The sequence below is a fragment of the Lactobacillus sp. ESL0261 genome, assembly GCF_003693025.1.
Classification (GTDB): domain Bacteria; phylum Bacillota; class Bacilli; order Lactobacillales; family Lactobacillaceae; genus Lactobacillus; species Lactobacillus kullabergensis.
In genome coordinates, this window is sequence record NZ_REHN01000006.1 from 77,771 (window position 1) to 103,148 (window position 25,378).

The window sequence follows — 25,378 nt, forward strand, 5'->3', positions numbered from 1 at the left end:
GTTTTTAAAACATGGATGAAACAGTAAGCACAGTTGGCAGCTTTCTTAATGGTCGTGACACAATCTCAACCAAAGATGCCAAAGTATACGTCACAATTGAAGGCAAAGTTATTCCGCTAATTGAGTGCAAAAAATTTAGTGCAAAACTAGAAAAAAATAAAGAAGATGTGCAAACATTAGGCAGTCGCTGGAAGCACAAAAAAGTTACTTCAGTAGAAGGTACTGGAACACTTGGAGGTTACCTAATTAGTTCAAATTGGACAAAATACGCTTTGCCATATATTAATGGCGGCAAAGACTTATATTTTGAAATCACAATGACTATTAATGATCCTACCAGTAGAGCAGGAACACAAACTTTGCATTTTGGCGAAGTAAACTTAGATGATGTGCCGTTTGCTGACTTTGAAGCAGATGATGGCGTTATGGATTGGGAATCAGACTTTACCTTTGAACAGGTAAATTTAGTCACCGGTTTTAATGGATTCGATTTGTAATTAGGAGGAAACAAAAATGGCTTATAATGTCGAGGATTTTTTAGCAGAAAATGTCAAGCCCAAAAATGAAACTAAGGAAGTAAAAATAAAAGGTTTTAAGTCACCTTTTATTATTAAAGCACTCACAGCGGATGAATTTAATGAAATGCAAAAGCAAGCAACGACTAGCTATGTTAACAAAAAAACGCATCAACGTATTCAAGAAACTGACCAAGGCAAGCTAGTTGATTTGATGATGGCTGAAGCAGTTATACAACCAGATTTAAATAATGAAAAATTACAAAAGTCATGGGCTTGTATTGCAGATCCTGCTGGTGTCCTAAAGAAAATGCTAAATGCTGGTCAGTATGCTGACCTTGGACAATCAATCCAAGAAATATCAGGCTTTGATATTGACAGTATTAACAACTATGTCGAACAAGCAAAAAACTAATTAATGAGTCTTATGGCGATTTCAGCGTTTATTATTACTGCTTGAATGAATATCATTGGACTCCAGTACAATGGGCTGAATTGACACAAAAAGAAAAAGCACTAGTAGTAGCTTCTATTCAAATTAGGCAAAAAGAAGAAAAAAAGCAAGAGCGAGAAGCTAAACGTAAAGCTAGGTCTAAACATATATAGAAGGGAGGTAACTAATGGCTACAATAAGCAGTACTTTAAAAATAAATGATGCTTTCAGTAATGTATTAAATAAGTTTAATGCTGGTGTACAACGTAGTGTTAGCTGGAGTTCCCGTCTTAAAAATGCAATAAATGGGGGTAGTAATGGAATGCTATCTCTTGGAAATGGCGCTAGATCTGCAGGAATTGGACTAAAACAGATCATAGCAGGAACTGCCTTTGGCGGAATGATTAGTTCAGCTGCAAGTGCTGCTACCACCGGAATTCATTCAATGATTGATGAACTAAATGAGGCTAGTGTTTCCTGGCAAACATTTGATGGGAACATGCGTCAATTAGGTAGGTCACCAGCACAGATAGCAGCAGCCAAAAGTTCGATGCAAAAATTTGCCCAAGACACAATTTATTCTGCATCAGACATGTCCTCTACTTATAGCCAATTGGCAGCTGTAGGTGTTAAGAATACTACGAGGCTAGTCAAAGGATTTGGTGGATTGGCTGCAGCTGCTACTGATCCAAAGCAGGCTATGAAGACTTTGAGTCAACAAGCAACACAGATGGCTGCAAAGCCTACAGTTCAATGGCAAGACTTCAAACTTATGCTTGAACAAACACCAGCAGGTATGGCTGCAGTCGCTAAGTCTATGCATATGTCAACTCAAGACTTAGTTAAAAATGTGCAGGACGGAAAAATAAAAACCCAGGAATTTCTTAATTCTGTTGCCAAAACTGGTACTAATGCTAATTTCAGCAAAATGGCTACACAGTATAAAACTGTTGGTCAGGCAATGGATGGGCTGAAAGAAACTTTATCCAACGGTTTACAGCCACAATTTCAAAAATTAAGTAAAATTGGAATTAGTGCAATTGAAGGAATAACCAATAAAATGAGTGAGTTAAATTGGAACTCCTTTGGGGATGGCATCATTAATGCCATTAATTACGTTAAACCAATTTTTGACAAGTTTAAATTAGGTTTGCAAGATGTATTCGATGGCTTTAACAGTACTGGCGCTGGTAAAGAAGTTGGGAAAATGTTTCAAACTATAGCTGACGCTGTTAGTGATGTAATTGACACGATGAGCGAAGGAGATGGCAAGACTAGCTTTTTTACGACATTAGGCTCAATTTCTGGTAGAAGTATTTCGGGAATAGCCAAGGCAATCAGCGCAATTGCAAAAGTAATTGGTAAATTAGATCCAAGTAGTTTGCAGGCTTTAGGTACTGCATTCTTTATTCTGAAAACAGGAACTAGGGGACTAATATTTACAACTGTTGTATATGGTCTAAATAAACTTAGCAAACTGAAGCCTGGTACACTAAATAATATTGCAGGGGCTATTAAAAACCTTGCAATAGCTTTTGCGGCTTTCAAAGTAATAAATACTCTTGGTAAAGGAATTTCAGGTATAGCAAAAGTATTTGGAGCATTTAAAAAAGTAAAATCTCCTAAAATACCAACAAATAGTGTTCCTGAATCGGGAGGAATTATGCAAAGTGCTGGAGCCTTTTTAAAATTAGGTGCTGCATTGATGGAAGTCGGTGTTGCTGTCGTATTAGTTGCTAGTGGTTTCTGGATACTTGCTCAGGCAGCAAATTCTTTAGCAAGTGGCGGAGGTACGTCGATTGCCGTGTTCTTTGGAATGTTAGTTGCAATTGGCGCTTTAGCTGTAGTAGTTAAATTACTTGGACCGGCTTTTATTAGTTCAGCAGCAGGATTTCTTATCTTTGGAGCCTCGCTTCTATTGATTGGGGTAGCCATTTTTATAGCTACGGCAGGCTTGGCACTGTTAGGGATGCAATTGCCTAACATTGCCACCTATGGCGCTCAAGCTGCCTTAAATATTATTTTATTAGCAGTCGCAATTACAGTTTTCGGTGTAGCAGCAATCATTGGAGCAATCGGCATAGTTGCTCTAGCCCTAGCTATTGTAGTTTTATCTGTATCACTAGTAATTGCAGCAGTTGGAGCTGTTTTATTGGGCGCAGGACTATTAATATTAGGTGTTTTTGCAATTATAGCGGCAGTTGGCATTACTATGTTGGCAGTTGGTGTTGCATTACTTGCAGTATTTTCAGTTATAGCAGCAGTAGGATTAGTTTTAATGGGAGCTGGTATAGCAATATTAGCTGTTGTTGCTATCATTGCGGCAGTAGGAATGATGGTGTTTGCTTTGGCGTTAATGTTAGCTACACCATTACTTATGATAGACGCTGTTGCAACACTATTATTAGGTGTAGCAGCCGTTGTTCTGGGAGCCGGTCTACTAATAGTAGGTGTTGCATTGATGGTTGTTGCCAGTGGCTTAGCAGCCGTCGGAGTTGCAGTGATGATGTTAGTCACTATGTTTATCATGGCAGGAACCATGATGGTTACAGCTATCACGAGTGCAATGAGTAACGTCGTAAATAGTGTCAGAAATGGTATTTCAAATGCAGTTAATGCAGCAAGAAGTTTTGCTGGCTCACTAGTAAGTGTTGGTAGAGACTTGATTCAAGGCTTAGTTAATGGGATCAAATCCATGATTGGTGCTGCAGTTAATGCAGTATCAAATGTTGCAGGAAAAGTTGTTAGTGCAGCTAAGAGTTTCTTCCATTTGGGGTCACCTTCTAAACTGTTTAATCAATTTGGCCGATGGTTAGACCAGGGGCTTGCGATTGGTTTAAATCATGACGCGGATATAGCTGCAAATGCCTCAGCGAGCATGGCAGAGGGTGTAGTCGCCGCTGCATCAGATATGACACCAAGGCTTAATCCTTTGGTAATGGGTCAAACTAATGCAGGAGATTTGCTTGCTAATGGCTTTGACCGTGCCGCAACTGCTGTAAATAGTGTTGCCAATGCACTAAACGGATTGGATGGAGCTACAGCAGGAATTGGTATTAATGAACAAGATCAATTAGAAACTTCAATCAGTAGCAATGATGCTAATGGTTCGAATTTAATTGGAACTAAATTCGGCAGTAATAGTTTAAGCAACGACAATCGTAGCTCTACTGTCACGATAGAAAGTGGCGCTATCCAGATTAACAGCACAGGTAAAGAGGATGAAGACTTCGAAACTCTTGTTGGCAAATTTGAAGATTATCTTATTTCTAAAAGCGAAAAATCATTAAGTTAGAGAGGTGATGTTTATGGACGGTTTTGGCGTCTTTTTGACAAGTTACAAAACCAGCAAAACAATTCAACTACCAGTCAATCCAGCCGAGCTAAAGCTTAATTACGAGAACGATGACCAAAGTGAAACGGTAGTCAATTTAGGTGAAATAAATCGACTGGGCAATATTAAGCTAGTAGGAATTACTATCGAATCCGTTTTGCCAAAATACAAAACGACCTATCTAGCGGATGATTCGCCTAAAAAGCCTGATTATTACATCAAATGGATTAAAAAGATCCAAAAAGCCAAAGGATTAGTCAGGCTAGTTGTTGCCAACACCAAAATAAGCATGTGCATGACAATTGCCAGTTTCAATTATGGTTTTGAGGATGGCTTTGATGAAGAGTATAAGTACACGCTTGAACTAAAGCAATACCGTAGCTTTAAAGCTGAAAAAGTTAAAAAGAAGAAAAAACATAAGTCGAAAAAAGGTAAAAAGAGAGTTGCGCCACCTAAAAAGTTTGGAATTCATTCAAAAGTAATCGTAAATGGGCGTTTACATTTAGATTCGAACGGTAATGGTCCGGGAGCTTATGAAAAAAACGCCAAGCGCCAAGTAATTAACATTGCCAAAGGGCATAAGTACCCAATATGTGTTGGCATTAATGGCATTGCTCGGGGTTGGGTTAAGAAAAGCGATGTGAAGAAAGCATGATTACGACATTTAAGTTAGTGCGTCGTAGCAACATGTATCGTAAATCTAAGAAAAATGGCAAGGGAACCACTTACGATTTGCGTAAGATAGTGGCGAACGTTAAATGGACAACTGACCTTAACTTTAGTGCTGGCGAATTGACGTTTGACTTAATTCAGAAAGCACATCCGATTATCCCTTACACAGGCGATATCATTAAGTTCAGGTGGAGTCATTATAAAATCTTTTATGGCTACGTCTTTAATTACAAAGTCAAAGAAGATGACACAGTTAGTGTTACTTGCTATGACAAAGAACGCTACTTAAAAAACCAGGACTCAATCGTCTGGCAGTCAGGCACTATTGCTGATCGTTTTAACAATGTTTGCAAACGTGCAGGAATTAAGCATAAAGTAGTCGACAAGCCTACTCATAAAGTTGTTGCCGAAGTATGCGATGGTAAAACATACTTTGACATGCTTAAGAGTGCCATTTCCAAAACTTTGAGTGCGACTAAGCACATGTATTATGTGTATTGCAACTACGATACGGTGGAGCTAAGACGTGCGCCCTATAAGAAATTAAAAATTATAATTGGTAGTAAGTCCGCAATGACGGGCTTTTCTTATGCTGTTGATATTAACGATACAGCTAATGTGGTTAAGGTCATCCAAAAGGATGTTAAAAAGTCTCAGTCTAAATCAGCCACTGCCAAGCAAAAAAAGGCTAATGGTAAGAATCAAAAAACAACTAGTGCCAAAGCTAAGACCAGTAAAAAGGATGAAGCTAAGCGTACCAGTTTTAAAACTGTTAGTACCAAAGGCGATTCAACAGAGCAGTGGGGCAAATTGCAGGTTACTGTTAATAAGAAAAATAAGGCTAATCACGCTCAGATGGTAAAACAGGCTAAGGATGAATTACGCAAGCGTAATCGTGCGAACAAGGAATTAACAATTGACTGCATTGGTAACGTTGACCTGGTAGCAGGCAATGCCGTGACGATCAAGATTAACGACATTAACAAGACCTTGAAGAATTGCCCAATATTAAAGGCTGAGCATGATTTTGGCACAGATTACATGTGCCACTTAACAATGAAAGTAGGTGCGGAATGGCTGGAGAACGCTTAATTAAGATGCTAAAAAGCCGTGGCGGTAAAGACAGTGACTATGCTGATGTTGTCTATGGAGTTGTTATTAGCACGGAGCCATTGAAGGTGCAACTTTCTAATAACATGGTAATTGACGATAATTTTATCGTATTGGGAAAGCATATTGGCAAGTTCAAGCTACCAGGTAAAGCAACTATTACTGGCAGTGATGTCATAAAAACCGAAAAAATTACTTTTAAAGATATGGAATTTGATAACAGCCTAAAAAAGAACGACAAGGTAACCATGATCCGGATGGATGGCGGACAGCAGTTTTACCTATTCGAACGAGAGGAGGGATAGCATGGATGACGATGACAATATTATTGTGACTGACGATGACAACATGGACGATGAAAGTGCTGAACTGGAAGATACCGATATTGACACTGATGGCGGTGATGATGAGACTTTGGATGATGAGCCAACTCTAACTTTTAAAATTGAAAATGGACGCATTCGTGGTAAAGTTGATGAGAAGCAAGCCATGATTCAAGCAGTAAACAAAATACTGCAGACAGAGCGTCTAATCTATCCCATTTACTCTGACCAGTATGGCAATGATTTAAACGATTTAATTGGCAAAGACATGGGTTATGCCAAAGTTGAAGCCGAGCGAATGATCAAAGAAGCATTACTGGCAGATGACCGAGTGGTTGATGCTGATATAGATGAAGTAATTGAAGTAAGCCGAGATACTTTAGGAATTAAAGGCACCTGCGTCACGGTGTACGGCAATATTGGCATAGATAGTGAGGTGACGATTGATGAATCCTGATGAATTGGCTGCTAATTATATGGCGCAAGATTTTGAATATTGGCTTAATCTGATGCTAGATAATGTGCCAGATGATATTGATCAAAGAGAAGGCTCGGTCGTATATGACGCACTCGCACCTGCAGCTATGGTTATGGCACAGCAGTCACTATCTTTAGCTAATATTGTCAAGCAGACTTATGTCAAGACAGCTCAAGGACAATTCCTTGATTATCGGGCAGCCGAACACGGCACAGCCAGATATACGGCAACGCAGACAGAGGTCAAAGCAAAGTTTTTAGATTCAGACGGTAATCCCATTAACAACGTACAGATAGGCGACCAATTCGCAAGCATTGGGGAAACGCCTATTTTTTATACGGTGCAAAAAATTAATGATGATTTGACCGGTGAATTAACTGCCGATGACCCAGGGACAACAGCCAACTCTTACATCGGGCAAATATTGCCAGTAACGAGCAACGATAGTCTTTCATGGGCAGAAATAACCGAGATAGTGGCTCCAGCTCGAGATGCAGAAACAGACGACCACTTACGTGAACGTCTGTTAAGAGCAGATGACTGGATTGCTTACGGTGGGAACATTACTGATTATTTGGCAATGCTCAGCAAAATAAGCGAAGTTGGAGCAGGGCAAGTGTATCCAGTGTGGAATGGAGCAGGTACGGTTAAATTGGTTATCGTTGACAATAACCTAATGCCAGCCAGTGCTGATTTAGTCAAAAAAGTAAAGAACATAATTGATCCTACTGACAATGAGAGTCAAGGTTATGGCTTGGCTCCAATTGACCATCAAGTAACTGTAGTTGCACCAACACCATTGACAGTTAACATAGCAGCAACAGTAAACATTGATGGCACGCATGGTACTGACCTAGCTAAGGCAAAAATCAAGACTTCTATCGAAGAATATTTTAAGTTGCTAAGGCAAAGCTGGAACAATATTGATGCTAAAACTGGGCGAAGTTACTCTCAAACAATTTATCGCTCCAAAATCCTATCTCAAATCATGATGGTTGATGGAGTGATCAATGCGTCTGTGCCAACATTAAATGGCTCTGATCAAGACATTGCCCTTGTGTTTGATAATCAGACTTCACAACTGCCAGTTTTAGGGGAGGTAAAGTTAGATGGCTAACAATTTAATGGACTATCTTCCTGACTATTACAATGATGTTTACGAAATGCAGGCAATAATGCATGCACAGGGTGGCGTTCTGGACAAAGCAGAAAGTGAGCAATTACGGCTGCTTTTAAACCAATTTGTCACACAAACAGATGCGAAAGGCATTTCTGTCTTTGAAGATCAGGTAGGGATTAAACCTGCTCCAAATGATGATTTAGCGACACGAAAAAACAAAGTATTGATGCGACTTTTGCCTCCAAGACCAATTACAATTGGCTACTTGCGCGACTTGTTTGCAACTTTGAAAATACCTGCGACTATCAAAGTTATTAAGAGGGATGCCATAGTTGAGGCTAAAAGCACTGAAATTAATAGCAGTCAAATTGAAAACATTAAATACCTGCTTAACATATATCTGCCAGCCAACATGATCTATGAGATTAGAGTGGCGCTAAACAGAGCTGAAGTTAGTAACGATTTTAAAGTTGGTTTGGGGACTTGGCTGAAAGCAACAACTGCAGTGCAAGCCAACGTTTCTCAGTTTATTAATTAGAAAGGAGGAGCAAAGATTTGTCGAAATACAATAAAACGATTTTAACCAATGCAGGTCTTGATTTAGCTGCTAAAGCCAGTTCTGGTAAAACCAAGTTCACGATTACTAGGGCTGCCACATCAACTGAAAAATTGGCGGATAAGAGTATCAGCGAGTTGCAACAGTTGACGGCACTACCTAGCCTGATGCAGTATGGCGAGATTAATAATGTCGCAGATTCTGCACAGGATAAAAGCATTGTCATTGGAACTGAACTTATTTTTAACAACAAGGATTTATCAAACAGCTACAATATCAATACCGTTGGTTTATTTGCAAAAGAGGATGGCAGTGATAAGGAATTTCTTTATGCTTTAACTACGGCTTTGGAACCAGAAACTATGCCTGACTTCAAGGATAAAGTATTATTCAAGTTCAACTTAACAATGTTTGTGGTAGTCGGTCAGACTGATAATGTCACAGTTGATGTCACTGACAATGGTGTAGTTACGCAAGAGCAACTAGCTAAGGCTGTTCAGGCTTTGCCACAGAAGCAGGATATTACCAATCTATTCAACAAAATTGATATAGAGATTAACTCACTTCATCAAACGATTAACAATGATATTAAAAATTTAACAGCCCTTAACAGCGATAGTGGCAATAATATCTATAATACGAAAATTGACCTTGATACGTTCTCAACGGTTGGGATAAGCAAGTTTCTTGGGTGCCAATTGCAGTCTGACGGCAAAATGGCAGGCTTTGATGCAACGCAAGGCAATTTATATGGTTGGATATTTGATGTTCCTAAGTGGAATGGTGCAAATACGTACGAGCAAATTGTCTACATTAGCGACTACGGTCAAGGAAGCCTAACATACGTGCGCACCAAAGCCGATGCAACGAGCAAGGAAGCCTTTCTCAAAATTGCAAATGACAAGGATTTAGACAAAATCCATACAATTTCAAATCCAATTTTAAAAGATAATAAAACTAACCCTGATTCTTTAACAGAACCAGGGATTTATTATTCTAAAAATGGTTTTAATTTCGCTAAGAATGACATACCTGATGGCTATCGGAGTGATGGTAAGACATATATTTTCGTATTGGAGGGTGAAAACCCAGGGTATTCATTGAACTATTTTCAGCAATTCATGTTTCAAGCTACTAAATTTAATTTTGAGTGCTGGTACAGAGCTGGCTATAAATATGGCAGTGATGCTTACTATACAGTCAGCTTTGTTAACATGAAAGACATCTTCGGGAAGATGAAGCAGATCAGCCTTAATGGTGGCACAGCAATCAGTCCAAACGATAATGGTGTAGCTAATATTAACGTTGTCACAAAGGTTGACAACACAGCTCCTGACAACAATGGCAATGTGAATACTGACCACTACACAAAAGCTGAATCTGACAAGCGTCACAATGATCTGATTTCTAGGATTGAAATTCAGGAAAATAAGGAAATTGTCCACCAGTGTGATGATCTAGACAGTGGCATTGCATACTCAAAAGCGCATCCGAATGTTTTTGTGGCAACACCATAAGAGGAGGTAATGGAATGTTGATGAATGGCAAAGAAGTTAACAATCTAATTATAGCAGGACAACAGTTTTCAGCTGTTAAAAATTCTTTGATCGGAACCAATGTCCAAGTTAAAAAGGGGCAAACAGTATACTATGTTGGCGATGTTTCATTAGCTACGACAGGACGCTTTTCAATAGGTTCTACTTCCAAAGATGAAATAGTGCCAGTTAAGCAATGCCTATTTTTGATAAAAAAAACTAAACCTGAAGATGGAGAATATTGGATTCAGGTTCAAATTAGTTTTTCGGGCGAAGGAAATAAGTTTTTTTACGTTTCAACGCCATGTTATATAAGGCTGTCGGATATTACCATCAAAAGTGAAGTGGGGGGGGTAAATAGTCCCTCCTATTTACTAATAATATATAACATGAGGGAGGTGGCTCCCTTATGTTAATGAATGGCAAAGAAGTTAATCATTTGATTATAGATGGAGAAACATTTGATAAAAGTTATGTCGGTCGCAAAGTTCGATTACTTAAAGATTGCCTTCAAAGAGGATATATTAGCAATAGTTTTGGTGACCATTTAGTCGCTGAAGGCAACGCTGGCACAATGTTAGCTGGGTCAGAAAATACTATAATTGCAACATATAAAGATTGGGTATCAATTTATGGCGGTTGGGTAAAAAAATCAGATGTAGAGCTGATAAATTAAATTAAGGAGAGTTAAGATGGCAGAAACAAGTATTAATAATAGTTTTAAGCAAGTGTATATTTCATTTGCACAAGTTCCTTTTGCGTTTGGTTTTATTCCAAAAAGTGCGACAGTAAACTACCCATTTGTTGAGGAAGCGCCAGACCCAAATTTTAAATTTCCAATGTATGATTGGAATAACTATCGTTGGTTTGACGCTGATGGTAAAGTTCAAGGTCAACAATTGGCAGAAATGGCAGAAAGCATTAAGCAATTAAAAGATGATATTGCCAATGGCAAACTAAGCAATGAGGCTCTTAACCAGCAGCTAGGTACATTAGTAGGCTTAGTATCGCAAGGTGCTATTGCACAACAGGCATCACAGCCAAGCACTGATGACAAGGCTGATACTGCAACAGAATCTGATGGAGGTGCAAAATAATGAACATAATGAACGCATTTGAGTCGCTTTACAAATATCTCTTTAGCGTCAATGTATACACCAAAGCTATGATTGCTGGATACGTAGGCAAGACCATTGATGAGAAGGCATATAAGGAAATAACAGGTGATGACTATGTGGCACCGTCTGCTTAGTAATATTAATGAGAACCACGATCAGACCATAGCAGGTGGCACCATTTTAGCCATTGGCATCGCTTTGCTACGTGATAGGAACTATTTCTATTGGCCACCAGAGTGGACACTTTTTATGAACGATAAAAGACTTGACCTAGCAATAATATTACTAGGTCTTTTAATTACCGCTGATTCTATGTTTAAGAAGAGAAATAGAGGTTGGCGCATGTTTATCTTGATTTTGGGTGCCTGGACTTTGTGGTTTTTAATCGGCTTGCAACTGGGACATGCTTTTGGTGTGGGCGAATTTCGCATGGATATAACAGTGATTGTTGAGACCGCAATATCATTATTATGCCTATATAGTATTTATCAAAGTTAGAGAGGTGGTTGTGTGCATGATGTTAGTACTCTAATTTATGTACTAGGAACACTAATCGAAGCAGCTGCTACCTTTTTAGCTGTGACACACACATCACATAAGGAGGACACAGACGACATTATTAAGAACCTCAATATTGAAAGAGATAATTTTAAACAGGATTATCTTTATGAACGTAAAAAAAGACTGGAAATACAAGAAAAATACGAAGAATTAAAAAAGAAGCTAGAGAACACTATTTAGTGTTCTTTTTTTGTCGAAAGGAATAAAAATGACTCAATTTATTAATTTGTTAAATTCATTATTGCCATACGTTGTCCTATTAGCAGTCGGCATTGTTTCTGTCTATCAATATGCTAAACAACACAATCCAGCATTTGCCGAAAAAATGAAATGGCTGTATGACGTAGCGCAATATATCGTTACGCAACAGGCAACGCATACCGATATCACGGGAGCAGAGAAGAAGCAGGCAGCAACTGACGCTTTACTAGAACAAGCAAAGGCTTCGAAAGCAAAAATAACTAAAGAAACAGCTGAGGGCATGGTTGAGAAGGCTTATCAAGAAGGTGTTAAAAATGAAGCTAAATAAAAAGTATGCATTGTCTGCAAATGAAGGTGCGTCTGCTCTTGCTAAAAGAGATATTATTGTAGCTCATTCAACGGCAACACCTAATGGTGAAGCGTGGGCAATTGCTCACAACATGAAAGCTGGCATTAATACCGCACAGACCTACGTGCATTTGGTCGTTGACGACAAAGAGTGCTACCTGGTAGGTGGCTTAGGCTATGTAGCGTGGGGTTGTGGTTACTATGGCAATCAATTATCGCCAATGCAAATCGAGCTGTGTGAATTTAGCAATAAGACTCGAGCAAAGAAAGCCTACCGTAACTATATCGGGCTAATTCGTGAGTATGCTAAAAAGTACGGTATTCCGTTAACACTTGATACTTCTGCAAAACGTGGTGTAAAAACGCACAACTGGATCACTCAGCACTTAGGTAACACTGACCATTCTGATCCGTATGGCTATTTGTCAAGTATCGGCATTAGTAAGGCACAGTTTGCCCACGACGTTGCTCATAGTGTAGGTGGCACAGCACCTGCAGCAAAAAAGCCTGCTAAAAGTGCAAGCAACAAATCAAAATGGGTTAAGAAGCCAGGAACTTTTATTTTAGGAAAAGCACTTAAACTACATACCTCACCACACATTAGCGCACCAGCAATTGCTAAATTGCCAAAGGGCAGCGCGATTAAGTATGATGCTGTCTTACAAGGCCCAAAGAGATTATGGCTAAGGCAGCCACGTGTCAATGGCTACGGCTACATTGTCGGAAAAGATAAGTATGGTAAAGCAATGGGGAAATTTAAATAATATATAATTAAGCCACTCAGATTAATTTCTAGGTGGCTTATTTTTGTTGTGTTAAAGTATCAGTTTTATGCATTCTTAAAGCCATACATACTATATATAGAAAATTATTCTTAAAGCACTACTATATATTCCAATAACTTAAAATTTAATTGACATTATTATTCTAATACTATTTAATTATCTCTGGTTAAATTACTTTAAGGGAAAAATGAAATATATGAAATATAATAATCAAGAGGATTTTCCAGACTCTATCAAATATCAATGCCCGCCAAAGGAAGCTAAGCAATTTCAAGGAAAAATTTATAGATTTTCTAAAAAAGTCAATAATAAAACTGATAGCAAAGATTGGATATCAGACTCAAAAATTAAACATGCATACAATAAATGGAGATCTGCTAATAATTATGAACTAATGTGTCAGTCATCAGGGTATTCATGCTTTCTCTCAGAGAAACAAGCTAAAACAGCATTTATTAAAATGGCTAAAAACAATAAAGCAATCAAAAAGAAATTTAAAAGTTTTTATTATGTAGCAGTGAATAAGGCCGATGGTGTTTTACTTGATACCACCAATTATAAAAAAAAGTATAAACATTTTACATTCTGGATGTCTAGTAAATCAGATATAGCTACACAACATTTTCAAGTAACCAAATTACAGGCATAATTATGAGAAAAATAAAACATGTTCCTTTTAAACAAATAAACATTTATCATATTTACGATTATTATGATGAACCTATTCTATATTCTTTTGCTAGTGAGACTGGCGAACTTTTTGTCGCTAACTTTATCGATTATGAAGAAAATAGCGATACTGATGTGTGGGCATTTTTGCCAGTAACATTTGATAAATTACGTCATTTGGAAAATAGTGATATTTCTTTGTTAGACTTATATAAGAATCCGGTTTCACAAATTACTTATATTGAAAAGAAAAACACTAATCAAGATGAATTTTTCATTGAAGAAACAGCTAAAATTAAATCAAGTTGTTTACCTGATGAAGATTCTTTTATAGAATATGAAGACATTTCAACATTAAAAAATTCAATAATATCTGATCAAATTAGTAAAGATAATAGGTATGGTCTAAATATTTCTATTCGGCCGATTCGGTTTATACATGAAATTTCTGTTAGTATGTATACAATTTTTTTAAAAGAACTTCAAAATTTATTAATCGCTATTAAACAGCCCAAAAACTTCAAAACTTTGATAAAGAGATATGTGGAAGATACCACAACGCAGCTTCAAGTGGCAGGAACTTATCCTGGATCTTTTGGTACTAAGCTACTTTCAAATGGTGTGTCTTCACTAATAAATGACGATGAGGCTTTGCCATATAAAAAGCTTGTAGAGCTATTTCAAGAAACACAAAATGGCAATAAAATAGATTCAAATGAGATAGTAGAAAAATATGGCTGGCTTGTTCTTGAGCATCTAAATAAATTTTCTGAGTGTATTACAGGAGTAAAAGGAGGGAAAATCCAAGCAGAAATACCACGACCAGGAGAAAAAACTGAAATCTTGGATTCACATTTTACTCCTAATAATATTAGTAAATTTATAAATAAAGTTGATGAATTATCTCATACTACAGATGAGGAAACTAAAACTATGAGCGGATATTTAACACGTTATGATTTTAACCAAAAGAAGTTTACTTTAACTGTTATAGGTGAGAATGATAAATCTTTTAATTATAATGGAATTGTCAAAACAGAAAGAGAAAAATTTGTTATTCCAGCTTATGGTCAAGCAAAATTAAACGTAATTGTAAGTTCAGATCATCTTAATAGAGTCAAAGAACGTGTTACTTATGAACTTTTATCATGGGAAAGTAGTGACGAAGCAGATTAATATAATTAAAAAAGTTAAATTAAACCACTTTAGGTAAAACTAGGGTGGCTTTATTTTTGTGCAATAAAAAAGCTTCCACTTGGGAGCTACTATAAGTAAATAAAGCTACATGCTAGCTTCATAATAACGATATCTCTGTTCAACTAAAGAAAAAAACTGTTGATAAGAAAATACAGTTCGACATTGTCGGCTAAGTCAAAGGGTATGATGGCGATAAGATTGTTATCGGGGATACTGAGATAGAGTTAGGTAATACTAATCATATTGAGATTAATTAATATTTGACGATGTTCGCCAAAATGTTCGCCAACTTTATATTTAATAATTTTAGCAAACATAAAAATTATCGAAAATTATTGATATATAAAGAAACTAGCTTTAACTATTTTTATCTATTATCTTTATTTACGCCCCTCACCTCCATATAATCTATGTTGTAAATGCTGACTTTACCGCATTTAAGCATAATGATGGATTAAAAATGGACTAAACGGTGCTTATCATTAGCATTGTTTAGTCCATTTTTTATTTATAGCGTATCAAGTATTTCTTCAATGCGGTTATCAGTTTTAGCTTTTAGTTCGTCAATCATATGAGCATAAACTTTTGCTAAAGTTATCAAAATATTACAAGTGGCCGTGTAAAGAAATAATTTTTTAGTAAGTGTCAAGTTGAAAGTTAAGGTCGTTAGATATTAAATTAAAAAAACATATTTTTACTTTCTGAAAAATAGTTATATAATTTTTCTAATTACAGGTTGATTTTGGAATGTGTGATACAAATATGAATTTTAATCGCTTAATAAGTTGGTGTAATAGTTTTCAACTAGGATCTTTAGCTGATTGGGTGGGCATTATTTTTAGTTTAGTCAGCATTATGACTGTGTATTTTCAAACTAAAAAGCAAATTAACAATGAAATAAAACTGAATAAAGAAAAGGCTCGACCCGTTTTTAGTTTAGGATATTGGACAGTAGAAAATGTAGTTCAGCCAGAAATAAGATCTTTTTTTTCGGAGTTTAATAATCTATATGCTACAGAGGTTAGAATAAATTTACGTAAACATATTTACAATCACGGGAATGTTCTTGAAATTTATAATCCATCTATGGTACCAATTTTGTTTGTCAAGCTTATGATAAGATATAAATTAAAGATATCTGGTATACAAGATGAAACTTTTTATATAGGTAGGATAGAGCCGAGTGAAAGAATAAATTGTATACCTATCCAATTTGCCTTTCCTGATATTAATATTTCTGATTTTAAAAAATTGACGAAGGAGCAAAAAGTTTATGTTCACGATAAAGAAGTTATAGTAAGTCCTTCGGTAGTACATAATATTACTCTTTGGTATACAACTTCTGAAAATGAGCATCTTAAATGTGAATTTGTTGAAGATAATAATCTTGGATGCTTACGGTTAATCAATATTAAAGAAATTAAGCTTGATAGTAAGGATTATAGTACACAAGGCTTCTATGAAAGTGATTCAAAAATTTGGAAAATGAAAGACTTGAACGATTTTTTCATAGATGAAAAATTAGATGAAATTAACAGAAAAAAAGGAATTTATCCAAGTTTTAATAAGAAATAATAAAAAGGTAAAGTTTTTATTTGGAAGTTGATGAAATGGATCCACATAAAATGACATTGCAAGAGTTAGGAAAACATTTTTATGGTAGAACTGTTCAATTTAAGTTAAAAAATGGTAAAACGAAAACAATATTTGTCCAAGATATTATGAATGAAGAAGATGATGAACCAGAATTAACTTTTATTGGAGGTTCTGAAGAAAATGAAGTTCGCATCTCAGAAATTGTGAGTGCGTGTGAAATCAAGAAATAAAATTTTAACCAAAAAAATGACCTTCAAATATTTTATGAATTTTGAGGTCACATTTTGAAATAATTGTATTTTAATTGAATAGTTTAATTTTAGTTAGTTGTATTAAAGTTTACCATTCTACTTGTAATTATAAATCCGTTTATTTGAAATCTCATCAGATTAGGTAAAGACCTTTTTGTCTTAATACCTGTTCAGATGTTTTATCAGCAGGAGAATAACCATTATTTAGTAGTTCTGATATATACCAAGAATTATATTTGACACAGGTTACAATTCTTATAATTAGTCCTATAATTCCAAAAGAAAAAAATTCAAGTAATTGAATAATTCCAAAAAGAATGGCAAACTTCCAGTCTCCTCTGAAGATTGGTACCCACGCACCAAAGAAAAGGGCTGTCCAACTTGCCCCAGCTTTCACCTGTTTAATTACTCCTGTTTTATCACTTTTCAAATTTGCTTTCATTTTTGCACTCCTTAATTTTTACCTTAGGTTTTAGGTCGCTGGCAATATGGACAAATCTTAAGAAAATTTGCTATTCTATTTATATATATTTATTATACTAAAAATAAATCAAAAAACGATCTGATTTAAAAACTATCTTACTAACAATAAAACTACTTAAATTAATTTAAACTTAAAAACGGCAAATTATGTGCGTTGTAATAGTTAAGTACATAGTCTGTCGTAAATTTAAAAAGAAGTCACAATGAAAAATTTAACACAAAAAAACAAACTACTTTTAGGCTATGCCATTTCAGGACTGGGTGATCAATTTTATACTTTTGCAATTCCATTGCTGATGCTGTCTAGAACCCATTCATCAGTCATAATGGGACTGTTAACTGCAGTTGAATATCTGCCGACAGCTCTATTTGGACTAACAATTGGACCCATTTTTGATATATATTCTCGTAAGAAAATCATGCTCTTTTCTTTAATAATGCAAATGGTGCTAATTATAATTGCACCATTTTTGGTTATAAAAAACATTTCATTATATTGGCTTTTATTAGTAGTCTTTATACTTGGTACATTTGATTTAATTACTTGGACTGGATATCAAATATTCATAGCCGAGTCGGTTAAAAAAGAGGAACTTTCATCTGTTTCAGGACAAATGGGATTAATTTCGTCAATTCAAAAAACTTTTGGTCCAGGTATTGCAGCTGTCATTATCAATTTAATTGATTACGTAGGTGGTTTTTTACTGGATGCCTTAAGTTTTGGCTACTTAACCTATGTCATTAAAGATTATGAACCGTTGTATAAAGAAAATAAGTCAGTGAAAGAAGAAAAGTCTTTTAATAAAAGCGCAAAAGAGGGAATCACTTTTTTATTTGCACATCATGATATTAAATGGCTGATCGCAAGTTTTTTCGTGGCAAATATTGGATTTCAAGCAGTTGTTCCCATGCTTACTTTTTTGTTAAAACAAGAAATGAAAGTTTCTGTTAATATGGTCAGTATCTTTTACACAGTAGCAGCGATTGCAAGTATTCTAGGCAATTTTATTTATTTACGTATTAATAAAAACATGAGACTTGGTACGCAAATGATTCTGATTGCCTTGTTAATAATGGTAGGTTTCCTAATTATGCTTGATCTCCAGTCATTTATTTGGGTCACTTTTGGTTACGCAATGGTTTCGTTTGGTAGCGTCTGGTCGCAAGCCAACTTCTTTACTGTTATTCAAGCAGAAACCCCATCTAAATTTAAAGGAAAAATAACTTCGATTTCAACTTCACTAACAAGAATAATTGGTCCTGTTATGTCATTAATTAGTGGTTTTCTAATCAAAGCAGAAGTCCATTCAATATTTATTGTTGCCGCTATCTGTATGTTTTTTTCAATCCTTATAACTGTAGTTACTGGTTTAGGTAAATTGGGAAAACTGGAAAAACTGGACTAATTATAGAAAGCAGTTTAATATCTATTTTTTAGCCAGGGAACGATCTAATATATTAAAAATAGCCGGATTTTTATATATCGCAACAACGTCGTATTTTAATTTAGGCAAGTTTGGCAAAAAAGTAACATGATTATCATATATTTTCGGCAGTGGCAGCTCTTCTGGATATATAGCCATTCCATAATTTAAAACAACGTTTGATAAAGCAGCATCAAAGCTATCTAAATAATTAATTTGTTCATAACTAATATTCATTTTTTCTAGAATATTTTTAATTTTTGTTTGTACGTCATTATTATCAGTAGCAGTCCATTTTTGTAAGAAAAGGGGCTGCTTTTTTATAACTTCCCTTTTGAGTCTTCCTTTTTGATCAATAGCTTTTTGATTCAATAAAATGCCAAAATTGGCAGTGCCAACTTTTCTAACATGGATATTTTTAATTTTACTAACGGCAGTGGAAAACCCAATCAATACGTCATAATCTCCTGCATCGAGTTTAGGTATACTGGCGGCAAAGTTTTCAGTGTCAAGTTGTAATTGTAAACCTGGATTGTTTTTAGCAAGAGACTGTGCCAATTGAACTGCCCAATAATTGAAGGCGTGCAAATAATGAATTCTTATTGTTTGAAAGGAATTGTTTAATTGGCTGATTTTTTCGCTAAACTCATAATATTTGTTTAGTACAGGCACTGCACAATGGTACAAATTAATTCCGGCTAAAGTGACCTTAAAATGAGAAGTTGACCTATCAATAAGTTGAACGCCCAGGTCTTTCTCTAAATTTTTTATTGCATTGCTAATTGCTGTTTGGGAGACAAAATTTCTTTTGGCAGCAGGGGTAAATCCTTGAGTTTCAACGACGTCAATAAAGTACTTATATGTTAATAAACTATATTTCATCACACTTTGTCCTTTTACTTATAACTTTAACTAATAAGTTATTATCATTATATGTTAGCGCTTCCCAAAAAGCGAGGGTAAAATTGAATTGTAACGACAGTTACCTTTACTAAATTAGTTTTAAGACTAAAAAGGAGAAAGTATAATGGCTGAAAAATATATTTTAGCGATTGATGAAGGTACTACTAGTACAAGAGCAATTATTTTGGATCATTCTGGTAAAAAAGTAATTGACTCACGGAAAGAGTTTAATCAGTATTTTCCTAAACCTGGCTGGGTAGAACATGATGCCAATGAAATTTGGAACTCAGTTTTATCCACAATTGCCAATTCATTTATTAACTCAGGGATTAAGCCCAACCAAATTGCGGCTATCGGTATCACCAATCAGCGTGAAACGACTGTTATTTGGGATAAGAAGACTGGCTTGCCAATTTACCATGCGATTGTATGGCAGTCTCGTCAGACATCAGATATTGCAGATAAAATTATTGCTGATGGCTATTCAGACATGATTCATGAAAAAACTGGCTTAATTCCTGATGCCTACTTTTCAGCAACCAAAATTCGCTGGATTCTTGATCATGTTCCTGGTGCGCAGGAACGCGCAGAAAACGGTGAATTATTATTTGGTACCATTGATTCATGGTTGGTTTGGAAGCTAACTGGCGGCAAGGTCCATGTGACAGATTATACGAACGCCAGTCGGACAATGCTGTTTAATATCACCAAACTTGATTGGGATGATGAAATTCTTAAGCTATTAAACATTCCAAGAAAAATTTTACCTGAAATTCGTTCTAACTCCGAAATATACGGTACTACGGCTGAATTTCACTTTTATGGTAGTCAAGTACCAATTGCCGGCATGGCAGGTGACCAGCAGTCAGCTTTGTTTGGGCAGTTAGCATTTGAGCCGGGAATGGTTAAAAACACATATGGAACTGGTGCGTTCACCGTTATGAATACGGGTGAAAAGCCTAAGTTTTCAGCTAATAATTTATTAACTACTGTGGCATATGGCATAAACGGCAAAGTAAATTATGCTTTGGAAGGTAGTATTTACGTTGCTGGTTCAGCTATTCAGTGGCTGCGTGATCAACTGGGCATTATTGATGATGCTCCTCAATCAGAAGAAGCTGCCAAGCGCTCAAAAGATAACAATGAAGTTTTCGTCGTCCCTGCATTTACCGGTTTAGGAGCGCCGTACTGGGATTCTAATGTCCGAGGAGCTGTTTTTGGTCTGACTCGGGGAACAACCAGTGATGACTTTACAAAAGCCACATTACAATCTCTAGCTTATGAAAGTCGTGATGTTATTGATACGATGCACGAAGATACTAAAATTCAAATTCCAAAATTAAAGGTTGATGGTGGTGCTGCTAATAATGACTATTTAATGCAGTTCCAAGCTGATATCTTGGGTATCGAAATTGAGCGTGCTGCCAACCTCGAGACAACGGCATTAGGTGCAGCTTTTCTTGCTGGTTTAGCTATTGGCTTTTGGAAGGATTTTGATGAAATCAAGAAAATTCAAAAAGTAGGTAAAACCTTTAAACCGCAAATGAGCAATGCAGAAAGAGATCACCTTTATGAAGGCTGGAAATCAGCTGTTAAAGCTGCTCAGAGCTTTTCATATAAGCCATACCAGAAAAACAATTAGAAATTTTTATTAAAAAGAAAGAGGCCAAATCATGGCGTTTTCAATTGAAACCAGAAAAGAAGAAATTGAACGTTTAAAAAATGAAAAATTAGATTTGCTGGTTATCGGAGGCGGCATTACCGGAGCAGGCGTTGCTCTTCAGGCCAGTGCAGCCAAAATGAAGACAGGCTTGATTGATATGCAAGACTTTGGTGGAGGCACTTCATCAAGGTCTACCAGACTTGTACATGGTGGTATTCGCTATCTGAAGACTTTTGATGTCCAAGTCGTTTCTGATACAGTCAAGGAACGTGCTGTTATCCAGCATATCGCTCCACATATGACCCAACCTGATCCTATGATTTTGCCAATTTATGACGAACCAGGGACAACGTTTACTATGTTCTCGGTAAAAGTAGCAATGGATCTTTATGATCATTTGGCTGGTATCGAAGGAGATTCACCTTTAATTAAATATGCCAACTACATGATGGATAAGGAAGAAACATTAAAACGAGAGCCACAATTAAATAGTGAGAACTTGCAGGGTGCAGGTGTTTACTTAGATTATCAAAATAACGACTCCCGCTTGGTAGTAGAAAATGTTAAAAAAGCTCATGAATTAGGATGTCTGGCCGTTAGTCGCCTGAAGAGCATCGAAATTTTACATAATGATCAAAAACAAGTTAATGGTGTTCGCGTTCATGACAATTTAACAGGCGAAGAATTTGATATTCATGCTGATGTTGTTATTAACACTTCTGGGCCTTGGTCAGATTTGGTAAGACAAGAAGATAAAGAAGTTTACAAAAAACCGCGTTTGCGTCCTACAAAAGGTGTCCACTTGGTAGTTGACCAATCCCGCTTGACTGTGCCACAGCCAACATATTTTGGTTCGGGTACGGCTGATGGCCGAATGATTTTCACTATCCCTCGGGAAGGTAAAACCTATTTCGGCACAACGGATACTGACTTTACCGGTGATTATGCTCATCCTACTGTTGAACAAAGCGATGTAGATTACTTGTTAAATATTATCAATAAAAAGTATCCTGCTGCTCATTTAACAATTAATGATATCGAAGCTAGCTGGGCTGGTGTACGTCCTTTAATCGAAGTAGAAGTTGAAGGTAACGAAGCTGCAGATGCAGCAACTGGTGCCAGTGTTTCTGACAGTACTTCAGCGCCATCTGCCGTATCACGTGGTAGTTCGTTAACTGAAGCAGAAGATGGGTTGATCACTTTGGCCGGCGGTAAGTTGACAGATTACCGGATCATGGCTAATGGTGCAATGAAGAAAATCCAGCAAAAATTTCATGACGAGTTTTCTAAAAACTTTACGTTGCAAGATTCAGCAGAAATTAAAGTTGCTGGTGGCGATTTCGATTCTGACAACGCAGAAGCTGAACTTGCTCGCATTGCGAAAGATGGTGTGGCTGCTGGCCTTGCAGCTGATGATGCAAAAGAGATTGCAAACTTATTTGGTTCTCAGGCAGAGCAAATTTACGACTATGCGCAAACAATCAAACCAGAAGAAGGATTGAGTATTGGTGAAACTGCAGCTCTTGATTACTCTCTTGCAGAGGAAATGACATTAACACCAGTTGACTACCTATTAAGACGTACTTATCATATTTTATTCAAGAGCGATACATTAGACCAGGTAAAGAATGGCGTGATTAAACACATGTCTGATTATTATGGCTGGGATAAAGCCCAAAGAGAACAATATGAAAACGAGTTGGAACACGAGATTGCGGAATCAAGACTGGAGGGATTAAAAAGCAAAAGACAGTAGAAGAAAACAATAAAAATAGTAGTAAATTATTCCCCATTTAAAAACCTGTCAAAACAATATGACAGGTTTTTTCTTTGGTATTTTTGAAACGTTATATTAAAATAAACGAAATTATTTATTATAAATATTTTATTATGGAATCAGCTTTTAAAATAATAACATTTGTTTTCATATTTGAAAAAATAGTTTTAAATTTATAGTTTAAAAGATTAAACTAATAGTGAGGTGATCATAATGGAGCCATTTTTTCTTACCCCATATTTTAGACCCAAAATTTGGGGTGGACGAAAATTAAAAACTATTTTTAATTACGATATACCTGACGGTAAAGTTGGTGAAGCTTGGGTTATTTCCGGATATAAGGATGACGCTTCAACTATTACAAACGGTGACTTTAAAGGAAAGAGTTTACGTAAAGTATATTATGAAAATCCGGAACTATTTGGTAACCCCAAGAGTAAGGAATTTCCGCTCCTTGTTAAGTTTTTGGATGCCAATGATAATTTATCTGTGCAAGTTCATCCAAATGATGAATATGCTCGCAAAGTGGAAAATGACAGTGGAAAAACAGAAAGCTGGTATGTTTTACAAGCAGATCCAGGATCATATCTAATATATGGTCATACTGCTAAAACACGTTCAGAGCTTGCTGAAATGATTCACAAGGGCGAGTGGGACAAATTATTGCGCAAGGTTCCTGTTAAAGCTGGTGACTTTTTCTATGTTCCTTCAGGAACGATTCACGCATTGACTAAAGGAATCCTAGTCATTGAAACGCAGCAATCAAGTGATGTTACCTACCGTTTATATGATTATGATCGTGTAGATCAAAAGACTGGCAAAAAAAGGGAGCTTCACACCCAGAAGTCTATTGATGTCACTCAAGTACCTCACATTGATCCTAAACTTAAAATAACAACTAGCAAAAAGCAAGATACCATCATTAAGACCTTGGTGCAGCCACCACTGTCTCCTCATTTTTACCTGTGGCAAATAGATTTAAATGGTCAGTGGAATACTGGCTTAAATGGGCATCCTTTCTTATTAGTAACAATTATTAATGGTTCAGGTACAATTGAGTGTGAAAACAAGAGTTTTAATTTATCTATTGGTACAAATATGATAATTCCGAATAATATTAAGGAATTTAAATTTTTAGGTAATATGAAAATGGTTATTTCTACTCCTGGCAATCAGGATTAATTCTTAAGTCTTAAGATGGAAAGGAAAAGAGAATGATTTATATTGCGTGCGGTTCGATTATTATGGTAGTTGGACTGTTATGGCTGATATCGCCTCCCAAAAGACCACGTCCATTTTATAGTTATTATTCGTACTTGGCCCAAGTTAATAAAGCTAGTTTCAAATTTGCTCAGCACAAGGCAAGTTACTATTTTATTATATTTGGTTTAATCCAATTAGTATTAGGGATTGGAATCCATTTGCTTAAATGGGATCGATATTTTTTACTTTGGCTGCTGACATTTTATCTTTTCATTATCTTTCCAATCATGGCTACGGAAAAAAGTTTAAAAAGCTTTTTGCAAAAACGCCATGAATTGCCAGCAGATTACGTAGACCCTGACAAAGTAAAAAAGGAGAGAACAAAAGGATTTAGGGACCGAAAATGAAATTGAAAATTTTAATGGTCGAGGATGATCAGTCGGTTGCAGAAATGATGGAAATGTTCTTTGAAAAAGAAGGATGGACCACTGAAATTGCGACTGATGGAGAACAAGCCGTTAAAATGTTTGCAAAAAATCCAGATCAATATGATTTAATAACATTAGATCTTAACTTGCCGAAAAAAGATGGCATAGAAGTTGCTAAAGAAGTTTGTGCAATTTCACCATCCATACCAATTATCATGCTGACTGCTCGTAGTAGTGAAGAAGAACAGATTCAAGGATTTAATGCTGGTGCTGACGACTATGTATCCAAACCGTTTAGTCCCCTGGCTTTAATAGCTCGCATCAAGGCTTTGCAAAGAAGAATTAGAATTGAGGATAAGCAGGAACAAACAAAATCAGCAGAGAATACTGAAAAATTTGATGTCGAAACTGATCACATAAAAATTTCTAAAAGCCGGCGTGAGGTGCTTTATGATGGTCAATATGTTGAAAATATTACACCTAAAGAGTTTGATTTACTCTATACCATGGCACAGAAGCCCAAACAAGTATTTTCTCGTGAACAATTGTTAGAGTCTGTCTGGGGTTATGATTATTATGGTGAAGATCGCACCGTGGATGCACATATTAAAAAATTGCGCCAAAAATTGGAAAAAGTAGGTGCAAATGTTATCCAAACCGTTTGGGGCGTCGGCTATAAGTTTGATGATTCGTAG

At 36.2% G+C, this 25,378-nt stretch carries 30 protein-coding genes; 28 read left to right on the forward strand and 2 right to left on the reverse strand.

Going from position 1 to position 25,378, the window contains the following annotated elements; translation table 11 throughout:
- Positions 1–11 precede the first annotated feature (11 nt).
- The 22 genes from F5ESL0261_RS04015 to F5ESL0261_RS04120 all read left to right on the forward strand — a co-directional run bounded on the left by F5ESL0261_RS04015 (position 12) and on the right by F5ESL0261_RS04120 (position 16,781).
- Positions 12–497, forward strand: coding sequence for a phage tail tube protein (locus F5ESL0261_RS04015; RefSeq protein WP_122052250.1), 486 nt, complete (start codon positions 12–14; stop codon positions 495–497).
- 16 nt (positions 498–513) lie between these two features.
- Positions 514–930 (forward strand): hypothetical protein, encoded by a 417-nt coding sequence (locus F5ESL0261_RS04020; RefSeq protein ID WP_122052251.1) that lies wholly within the window; start codon positions 514–516, stop codon positions 928–930.
- A 205-nt stretch (positions 931–1,135) separates the two neighbouring features.
- Entirely contained in the window at positions 1,136–4,243 is a 3,108-nt protein-coding gene (locus F5ESL0261_RS04025; RefSeq protein ID WP_122052252.1) for a tape measure protein, read from the forward strand.
- A 13-nt stretch (positions 4,244–4,256) separates the two neighbouring features.
- A complete protein-coding gene (locus F5ESL0261_RS04030) occupies positions 4,257–4,937 on the forward strand; it encodes a hypothetical protein (protein WP_233560895.1) in 681 nt (226 codons plus the stop codon).
- Positions 4,934–6,046, forward strand: coding sequence for a hypothetical protein (locus F5ESL0261_RS04035; RefSeq protein WP_233560896.1), 1,113 nt, complete (start codon positions 4,934–4,936; stop codon positions 6,044–6,046). The genes F5ESL0261_RS04030 and F5ESL0261_RS04035 overlap by 4 nt, the downstream gene beginning before the upstream one ends.
- On the forward strand, positions 6,028–6,369 hold the full coding sequence (locus F5ESL0261_RS04040) for a DUF2577 domain-containing protein (protein ID WP_122052254.1): 342 nt from the start codon (positions 6,028–6,030) through the stop codon (positions 6,367–6,369). Before F5ESL0261_RS04035 ends, F5ESL0261_RS04040 begins: the two co-directional genes overlap by 19 nt.
- Position 6,370: 1 nt before the next feature.
- Positions 6,371–6,844, forward strand: coding sequence for a DUF2634 domain-containing protein (locus F5ESL0261_RS04045; RefSeq protein WP_122052255.1), 474 nt, complete (start codon positions 6,371–6,373; stop codon positions 6,842–6,844).
- Complete coding sequence (locus F5ESL0261_RS04050) at positions 6,834–7,982, forward strand: baseplate J/gp47 family protein (RefSeq protein ID WP_122052256.1); 1,149 nt, start codon at positions 6,834–6,836, stop codon at positions 7,980–7,982. Before F5ESL0261_RS04045 ends, F5ESL0261_RS04050 begins: the two co-directional genes overlap by 11 nt.
- Positions 7,975–8,523 (forward strand): putative phage tail protein, encoded by a 549-nt coding sequence (locus tag F5ESL0261_RS04055; protein WP_122052257.1) that lies wholly within the window; start codon positions 7,975–7,977, stop codon positions 8,521–8,523. The genes F5ESL0261_RS04050 and F5ESL0261_RS04055 overlap by 8 nt, the downstream gene beginning before the upstream one ends.
- A 17-nt stretch (positions 8,524–8,540) precedes the next feature.
- Positions 8,541–10,058, forward strand: a complete 1,518-nt coding sequence (locus F5ESL0261_RS04060; protein ID WP_122052258.1) for a hypothetical protein — start codon at positions 8,541–8,543, stop codon at positions 10,056–10,058.
- 14 nt (positions 10,059–10,072) lie between these two features.
- Positions 10,073–10,492: a hypothetical protein gene (locus F5ESL0261_RS04065; RefSeq protein ID WP_122052259.1), complete on the forward strand. Its 420-nt coding sequence runs from the start codon at positions 10,073–10,075 to the stop codon at positions 10,490–10,492.
- On the forward strand, positions 10,492–10,752 hold the full coding sequence (locus tag F5ESL0261_RS04070; RefSeq protein WP_147446230.1) for a hypothetical protein: 261 nt from the start codon (positions 10,492–10,494) through the stop codon (positions 10,750–10,752). The genes F5ESL0261_RS04065 and F5ESL0261_RS04070 overlap by 1 nt, the downstream gene beginning before the upstream one ends.
- A 16-nt stretch (positions 10,753–10,768) precedes the next feature.
- The gene (locus tag F5ESL0261_RS04075; protein WP_122052261.1) at positions 10,769–11,173 is read left to right on the forward strand and encodes a hypothetical protein; all 405 of its coding nucleotides are present in this window, start codon (positions 10,769–10,771) and stop codon (positions 11,171–11,173) included.
- Positions 11,173–11,328, forward strand: coding sequence for an XkdX family protein (locus tag F5ESL0261_RS04080; RefSeq protein ID WP_233560897.1), 156 nt, complete (start codon positions 11,173–11,175; stop codon positions 11,326–11,328). The genes F5ESL0261_RS04075 and F5ESL0261_RS04080 overlap by 1 nt, the downstream gene beginning before the upstream one ends.
- On the forward strand, positions 11,303–11,692 hold the full coding sequence (locus F5ESL0261_RS04085) for a hypothetical protein (protein WP_122052262.1): 390 nt from the start codon (positions 11,303–11,305) through the stop codon (positions 11,690–11,692). The genes F5ESL0261_RS04080 and F5ESL0261_RS04085 overlap by 26 nt, the downstream gene beginning before the upstream one ends.
- 12 nt (positions 11,693–11,704) lie before the next feature.
- On the forward strand, positions 11,705–11,935 hold the full coding sequence (locus tag F5ESL0261_RS04090; protein WP_122052263.1) for a hypothetical protein: 231 nt from the start codon (positions 11,705–11,707) through the stop codon (positions 11,933–11,935).
- 28 nt (positions 11,936–11,963) lie between these two features.
- Complete coding sequence (locus tag F5ESL0261_RS04095; RefSeq protein WP_122052264.1) at positions 11,964–12,284, forward strand: phage holin, LLH family; 321 nt, start codon at positions 11,964–11,966, stop codon at positions 12,282–12,284.
- On the forward strand, positions 12,271–13,068 hold the full coding sequence (locus F5ESL0261_RS04100; RefSeq protein WP_122052265.1) for an N-acetylmuramoyl-L-alanine amidase: 798 nt from the start codon (positions 12,271–12,273) through the stop codon (positions 13,066–13,068). Before F5ESL0261_RS04095 ends, F5ESL0261_RS04100 begins: the two co-directional genes overlap by 14 nt.
- A 217-nt stretch (positions 13,069–13,285) precedes the next feature.
- Positions 13,286–13,738: a hypothetical protein gene (locus F5ESL0261_RS04105; protein WP_122052266.1), complete on the forward strand. Its 453-nt coding sequence runs from the start codon at positions 13,286–13,288 to the stop codon at positions 13,736–13,738.
- A gap of 2 nt (positions 13,739–13,740) precedes the next feature.
- Positions 13,741–14,934: a DUF6575 domain-containing protein gene (locus F5ESL0261_RS04110; protein ID WP_122052267.1), complete on the forward strand. Its 1,194-nt coding sequence runs from the start codon at positions 13,741–13,743 to the stop codon at positions 14,932–14,934.
- A gap of 783 nt (positions 14,935–15,717) precedes the next feature.
- Positions 15,718–16,530 carry a hypothetical protein gene (locus F5ESL0261_RS04115; protein ID WP_122052268.1) on the forward strand — a complete coding sequence of 271 codons (813 nt, stop codon included), beginning with the start codon at positions 15,718–15,720 and terminating at the stop codon, positions 16,528–16,530.
- A 35-nt stretch (positions 16,531–16,565) separates the two neighbouring features.
- On the forward strand, positions 16,566–16,781 hold the full coding sequence (locus F5ESL0261_RS04120; protein WP_034977671.1) for a hypothetical protein: 216 nt from the start codon (positions 16,566–16,568) through the stop codon (positions 16,779–16,781).
- Positions 16,782–16,935: 154 nt separating this feature from the next.
- Here the strand turns inward: F5ESL0261_RS04120 and F5ESL0261_RS04125 are convergent, their stop codons facing one another.
- A complete protein-coding gene (locus F5ESL0261_RS04125; protein ID WP_122052269.1) occupies positions 16,936–17,244 on the reverse strand; it encodes a DUF2628 domain-containing protein in 309 nt (102 codons plus the stop codon).
- A 244-nt stretch (positions 17,245–17,488) separates the two neighbouring features.
- Here F5ESL0261_RS04125 and F5ESL0261_RS04130 point away from each other — a divergent pair, with 244 nt between their 5' ends.
- Positions 17,489–18,691 carry an MFS transporter gene (locus F5ESL0261_RS04130; RefSeq protein ID WP_122052270.1) on the forward strand — a complete coding sequence of 401 codons (1,203 nt, stop codon included), beginning with the start codon at positions 17,489–17,491 and terminating at the stop codon, positions 18,689–18,691.
- Positions 18,692–18,712: 21 nt separating this feature from the next.
- On the opposite strand, the gene F5ESL0261_RS04135 is transcribed toward F5ESL0261_RS04130, so the two are convergent.
- Complete coding sequence (locus tag F5ESL0261_RS04135; protein ID WP_122052271.1) at positions 18,713–19,591, reverse strand: LysR family transcriptional regulator; 879 nt, start codon at positions 19,589–19,591, stop codon at positions 18,713–18,715.
- A 145-nt stretch (positions 19,592–19,736) separates the two neighbouring features.
- On the opposite strand from F5ESL0261_RS04135, the gene glpK reads away from it, so the two are divergent.
- The 5 genes from glpK to F5ESL0261_RS04160 all read left to right on the forward strand — a co-directional run bounded on the left by glpK (position 19,737) and on the right by F5ESL0261_RS04160 (position 25,378).
- On the forward strand, positions 19,737–21,254 hold the full coding sequence (gene glpK, locus F5ESL0261_RS04140) for a glycerol kinase GlpK (RefSeq protein ID WP_122052272.1): 1,518 nt from the start codon (positions 19,737–19,739) through the stop codon (positions 21,252–21,254).
- Positions 21,255–21,285: 31 nt separating this feature from the next.
- Positions 21,286–23,031: an FAD-dependent oxidoreductase gene (locus F5ESL0261_RS04145; protein ID WP_122052273.1), complete on the forward strand. Its 1,746-nt coding sequence runs from the start codon at positions 21,286–21,288 to the stop codon at positions 23,029–23,031.
- 234 nt (positions 23,032–23,265) lie between these two features.
- Positions 23,266–24,234 carry a mannose-6-phosphate isomerase, class I gene (gene manA / locus F5ESL0261_RS04150; protein WP_122052274.1) on the forward strand — a complete coding sequence of 323 codons (969 nt, stop codon included), beginning with the start codon at positions 23,266–23,268 and terminating at the stop codon, positions 24,232–24,234.
- A 32-nt stretch (positions 24,235–24,266) separates the two neighbouring features.
- Positions 24,267–24,662 (forward strand): SdpI family protein, encoded by a 396-nt coding sequence (locus F5ESL0261_RS04155; RefSeq protein ID WP_109586149.1) that lies wholly within the window; start codon positions 24,267–24,269, stop codon positions 24,660–24,662.
- Positions 24,659–25,378 (forward strand): response regulator transcription factor, encoded by a 720-nt coding sequence (locus tag F5ESL0261_RS04160; RefSeq protein WP_034977691.1) that lies wholly within the window; start codon positions 24,659–24,661, stop codon positions 25,376–25,378. Before F5ESL0261_RS04155 ends, F5ESL0261_RS04160 begins: the two co-directional genes overlap by 4 nt.